This is a genomic window from Proteus sp. G4380, assembly GCF_963885725.1.
Classification (GTDB): domain Bacteria; phylum Pseudomonadota; class Gammaproteobacteria; order Enterobacterales; family Enterobacteriaceae; genus Proteus; species Proteus mirabilis.
This window is the reverse complement of record NZ_CAWPAV010000069.1, coordinates 1-3,619: the sequence shown is the minus strand read 5'-3', so window position 1 is coordinate 3,619 and position 3,619 is coordinate 1. Positions and strand designations below refer to the sequence as shown.

The window sequence follows — 3,619 nt, the reverse complement described above, 5'->3', positions numbered from 1 at the left end:
CTGACAACACCGAAAGTGTTTTGTCAGAGAGACGAAACGATGAAGTCAGCTTGTTTAAGATTGAATTACTGGTTATAGACTGTGATAACAGAAGATAACGGGTAATTAAAACCGAATTTGCTTGGCGGCCATAGCGCGGTGGTCCCACCTGATCCCATGCCGAACTCAGAAGTGAAACGCCGTAGCGCCGATGGTAGTGTGGGGTCTCCCCATGTGAGAGTAGGGAACTGCCAAGCATTAAATTAAAGCCTTAATGTAAAAAGACATTAAGTGCGTAAAGAATAAGCGGAGCGGTAGTTCAGTTGGTTAGAATACCTGCCTGTCACGCAGGGGGTCGCGGGTTCGAGTCCCGTCCGTTCCGCCAACTATTTAGGGGCGTAGTTCAATTGGTAGAGCACCGGTCTCCAAAACCGGGTGTTGGGAGTTCGAGCCTCTCCGCCCCTGCCAGTTACCAATTAAGTAATAACAAAATTTATACTACTTTGTAGCCCAGTTAATTAACTGGGCTTTTTGTTATATAAAAACCACTATATTTTTCTCCAATCCTTCCAACTCTGCCAATCCTAAATCGTATTTATAACTTTATGTATCATCCAAATGATTAATCTAACATTATTCACATAATATTTTTCTGGGTATTGAGTCTGTTATTAGTAATAACATGTGCTTCAATCATCAATTTTATTACTGATATATCAATTTGACTGAAGCACAATGCTACTGATGGTTGGAGACAGGTTGAGAAAGTAGTTGCTGAATTAACACTTGTTGATCACTGGTATTGAGCCATACAGCAAATAGAGGTTTTTGGATGATCTCTACTGCTGCTGGTGAGAGATCGGGATATAAATCGAGCCAATGAGTAGGTAAAAAAGCAACGGCATTTGTTGTTTTCATTAACTGATAAGCAATCATAGCTGAATTTGTTGTCAAAATAGGTTCTGTTTTTGGTGCAGAGCTATTTTGTGAAAGTGGTGACAAATCAGCACTCCACTCAATTTTGATAAATTGTGCGCTTTGCTGGTTCAGATGTGATGCTCTTTTCATTAGTTGAAATGTGATATTACCAATTACTTTACTTTCCAACTCATCCATTTTTGGTGCTTCTGTAGTAAAAAGCAGATCTAGCTCACGAGCATGAAGTTGCTTTACTAGAGATTGCCTTGTAGAGACTCTAGATTCAATTCTAAGCTCATTTCTTTCTAAGTAAGCCTCTTGTAGCCAAGAGGTTAGATAAGCGTCCCAGAGCGATGCTGTCGCACCAATTGAAAGTTCTGAGTGTTGGGAGGCGTGGCTAATTTCTTTTTTTGCCTGTAACCAGGTATTCATTAATGACTCAGCATAAGGGATAAGCCTTTCTCCAGCGAGTGTTAAGCGAATATTGTTACGATGGCGAGTAAACAAATTTGTCCCAAGTTGGGTTTCTAATTGGCGTATTCTAAAACTGACCGCAGACTGTGTTAAATAAAGAGATTCAGCGGCTCGGCCAAAGTGTCTTGTCTTACTGACTTCCAAAAAGGTTTTCAGTAATTCGGTATCCACATCTATCTCCAAAAAAATTTGTCGTTACGATTTAAATATTTTGTTTTACAGAACCGCATGACTCCCTAATACTCCGCGCCATAAGTATGACGATAGAGAATTAGGAGTGTGTCAGATGGCAGAAAGTTTTATCACGACTAATCGTTTTTTTGACAATAAACATTATCCGCGTGGTTTTTCTCGTCATGGCGATTTCACTATCAAGGAAGCCCAGATATTGGAACGTCATGGTCAAGCTTTCAATGAACTTGATTTAGGCAAACGAGAGCCTGCAACTGAAGCGGAAAAATTATTTGTTGCCATGTGTCGTGGCGAACGAGAAGCAGCTACTGTTGAAGAAAAAATTTGGAAGAAATATACCAGTCGTATAAGTCGTCCAAAACGTTTTCATACCTTATCGGGTGGAAAGCCACAGCTCGATCCATCTGATGACTATACCGATTCTGATGATTAATATCATTAGTTTTAATTTAAAAGGGGCGTATTTCGCTCCTTTTTTACTTACCCTTCTAACTGTTTTTGTAAATAGATCATCAGTCTATCCATGGCGCGAAAACTCAACGCTTCAATAAGATGATTTCGTTGTATTTTTTGCTCATTCTCAAGATCGGCAATAGTTCTCGAAACTCTTAAAATTTTATGCCATGCACGAATAGATAAGCCTAATTTATTCAATGTCTCTTCAAGAAAGAGTGCATCTTCGGTATGTAATTGACAAAAATGTTCAATCTCTTTACTTGATAAATAAGTATTAAGCTTGCCACTTCGCTGGAACTGACGTTCCCTGGCTTGTAAAACTCGAGCTCGTATGATGCTACTCGATTCATTTGTATGGGTCGATTGTAGTAGTGCACCTTGAGGTAATAATGGCATTTCAACGGATAAGTCAAACCTATCTAAAAAAGGTCCCGATACTTTGCTTAAATAACGTAATACTTGTTTTACGGGCGTTCGATTATGAGTACCTTGATAGTGCCCTGTAGGACTTGGATTTAATGCACCGACAAGTAACACATTTGCGGGATAGCTAATTTTGGCTTTAGCGCGTGAAATGGTAATTTTGCGCGCATCAAGAGGCTCTCTAAGTGCATCTAACACACGTCTATCAAATTCCGGCAATTCATCTAAAAATAAAATGCCATGATGTGCAAGTGTAATTTCACCGGGTTTAGGAATAGATCCACCTCCGGTTAAAGCAACGGCAGATGCCGTATGATGAGGTGCTCTAAAAGGACGTAAAGGCCATTTACCATCATGATGTATCGTATTTGATAGGCTACTGATAATTAATACATCAAGGGCTTCTTTAGCTGTAAGTGGAGGTAAGAGAGTATTAATGCGTTGCGCCAACATTGTTTTTCCTGTGCCGGGAGGGCCAAGAAATAAAATGTTGTGATTTCCTGCTGCTGTGATTTCTGCAGCTCTTTTTGCGTTATTTTGTCCAATAATATCACTAATATCTTTATTATTTTGGTTTTCAATTGTTTTGTGATTAATATTGTTTTTAGCTTCAATTAATGGAGTGTTATTTTCTAAATGATGACAAATATCCAAAAGATGGCTAGCTAATAACGCGGATTTATTAGGTAAGAGCGAAACTTCTGATTGATGTTCAATAGAAATGATAGATATTCTATTATCTTTGTTGGCGCTTAAAATTGAGGGAATAACCGCATTCACTTTTTGTAATTTACCGGAAAGTGCAAGCTCACCGATAAATTCATAACTATTTAATTTATCAGAGATTAATTGCTCTGAGGCAATTAAGATAGCTAACGCAATGGGTAAATCATAGCGGGCTCCTTCTTTAGGTAAATCAGCGGGTGAAAGATTAATCGTAATTCTTTTTGCTGGATAACTATATCCACTATTTATTAATGCGCTTCTTACCCTATCTTTCGCTTCTTTTACGACAGTTTCAGGTAAACCAACTAAAGTGAGTCCTGGTAATCCCTGGCTAATATGAGCCTCAATAGTAATAAGTGGTGCAGAGATCCCTAATGAGGCTCGCGTATATATTACTGCTAATGCCATTTTTTTATTCTCCATTATTTTCTCTCTTTTTAATTTATTTTTA

At 38.5% G+C, this 3,619-nt stretch carries 3 protein-coding genes, 2 tRNA genes and 1 rRNA gene; 4 read left to right on the top strand and 2 right to left on the bottom strand.

Going from position 1 to position 3,619, the window contains the following annotated elements; genetic code table 11:
* The first annotated feature begins 120 nt into the window (after positions 1–120).
* The 3 genes from rrf to AACU98_RS06015 all read left to right on the top strand — a co-directional run bounded on the left by rrf (position 121) and on the right by AACU98_RS06015 (position 447).
* Positions 121–236 (top strand): 5S ribosomal RNA (gene rrf, locus AACU98_RS06025).
* A gap of 51 nt (positions 237–287) precedes the next feature.
* Positions 288–364: transfer RNA gene (locus AACU98_RS06020), tRNA-Asp, on the top strand.
* A 7-nt stretch (positions 365–371) separates the two neighbouring features.
* A tRNA-Trp gene (locus AACU98_RS06015) sits at positions 372–447 on the top strand.
* A gap of 270 nt (positions 448–717) precedes the next feature.
* On the opposite strand, the gene hdfR is transcribed toward AACU98_RS06015, so the two are convergent.
* Positions 718–1,542 carry an HTH-type transcriptional regulator HdfR gene (hdfR, locus tag AACU98_RS06010; RefSeq protein ID WP_004249680.1) on the bottom strand — a complete coding sequence of 275 codons (825 nt, stop codon included), beginning with the start codon at positions 1,540–1,542 and terminating at the stop codon, positions 718–720.
* A gap of 115 nt (positions 1,543–1,657) precedes the next feature.
* Here hdfR and AACU98_RS06005 point away from each other — a divergent pair, with 115 nt between their 5' ends.
* Positions 1,658–1,996 carry a DUF413 domain-containing protein gene (locus AACU98_RS06005; protein WP_004246370.1) on the top strand — a complete coding sequence of 113 codons (339 nt, stop codon included), beginning with the start codon at positions 1,658–1,660 and terminating at the stop codon, positions 1,994–1,996.
* Between the two features lie 47 nt (positions 1,997–2,043).
* On the opposite strand, the gene AACU98_RS06000 is transcribed toward AACU98_RS06005, so the two are convergent.
* Positions 2,044–3,576 carry a YifB family Mg chelatase-like AAA ATPase gene (locus tag AACU98_RS06000; protein ID WP_036920151.1) on the bottom strand — a complete coding sequence of 511 codons (1,533 nt, stop codon included), beginning with the start codon at positions 3,574–3,576 and terminating at the stop codon, positions 2,044–2,046.
* Between the last annotated feature and the right edge of the window lie 43 nt (positions 3,577–3,619).

Coding starts and splice junctions, on each gene's coding strand:
- AACU98_RS06000 (WP_036920151.1), bottom strand. CDS start 3,576: ATGGCATTAGCAGTAATATATACGCGAGCCTCATTAGGGATCTCTGCA.
- AACU98_RS06005 (WP_004246370.1), top strand. CDS start 1,658: ATGGCAGAAAGTTTTATCACGACTAATCGTTTTTTTGACAATAAACAT.